Origin of the sequence: Roseivivax sediminis (genome assembly GCF_900112685.1) — a bacterium.
Lineage (GTDB): Bacteria > Pseudomonadota > Alphaproteobacteria > Rhodobacterales > Rhodobacteraceae > Roseivivax > Roseivivax sediminis.
The window spans coordinates 1-1,157 of sequence record NZ_FOMS01000036.1 but is presented as its reverse complement, the minus strand read 5'-3'; the positions used below and the strand labels follow the sequence as shown (position 1 = coordinate 1,157).

1 protein-coding gene is annotated in these 1,157 nt (G+C 67.3%); it reads right to left on the bottom strand.

Annotated elements, in window-relative coordinates; all coding sequences use genetic code 11:
- On the bottom strand, nt 1-1,157 hold a 1,157-nt coding region (locus F3H57_RS22030; RefSeq protein ID WP_149759080.1), incomplete at both ends, for an AMP-binding protein.

Here is a 1,157-nt window from a genome sequence, read left to right as displayed (position 1 = left end):
GCCTCGGTCTCGTCGATCTCCTTGCCGCTCTCGGGTTCCAGCACCACCGGCTGCACGCCGAAGAACGGCTTCATCGCCGCGCCGGGCTTGGTTGCGTGCGCGCCCGGCAGCGGGGTGATCAGGTGCCCGCCGGTTTCGGTCTGCCAGTAGGTGTCGACGATCGGGCAGCGTCCCTGTCCGACCACCTCGTTGTACCAGGTCCAGGCCTCGGGGTTGATCGGTTCGCCCACCGTGCCGAGGATTCGCAGCGAGGATAGATCGCATCCGGTTACGAAATCGTCACCCTGGCCCATGAGCGCGCGAATCGCCGTCGGCGCGGTATAGAACTGCGCCACGGAATGCTTCTCGCAGACCTGCCAGAAGCGGCTCGCATCGGGATAGGTGGGCACGCCCTCGAACATCAGCGTGGTGGCGCCGTTCGCCAGCGGCCCATAGATGATGTAGGAGTGCCCGGTGACCCACCCCACATCTGCCGTGCACCAGTAGACCTCGCCGTCATGGTAGTCGAAGGTGATCTGGTGCGTGATGGCGGCGTAAACCAGATATCCACCACTTGTGTGCACAACCCCCTTGGGCTGGCCGGTGGAGCCGCTCGTGTAGAGGATGAAAAGGGGGTCTTCGGCGTTCACCTCGACGGGCGCGCACTCGGGGGAGGCGTCCTTCATCGCGGCGGTCAGGTCGACGTCGTGCTCGGTCCAGGTGGTCTGCCCGCCGGTGCGCTTGACCACGAGGCAGCGCACGCGGTCGTCGCAGTGGATGAGCGCCTTGTCGGCGTTGGACTTCAGCGCGGTCTTCCTGCCGCCGCGCGGCGCCTCGTCGGCGGTGATGACCACCTTGGCGTCGCAGCCGTTGATGCGCTGGCCGAGCGCATCGGGCGAGAAGCCGGCGAAGACGACCGAATGGATCGCGCCGATCCGGGCGCAGGCGAGCATCGCGTAGGCCGCCTCGGGGATCATCGGCAGGTAGATGACGACGCGGTCGCCGCGCCCGACGCCGTGCTCCTTCAGCACGTTGGCCATGCGGCAGGTCTGCTCGTGGAGTTCGCGGTAGCTGATGTGCTGCGCCGCGTCGCCGGGCTCGTCGGGCTCCCAGATGATCGCGGTCTGATCGCCGCGGGTCTCCAGGTGCCGGTCGATGCAGTTGGCGGCGACGTTCAG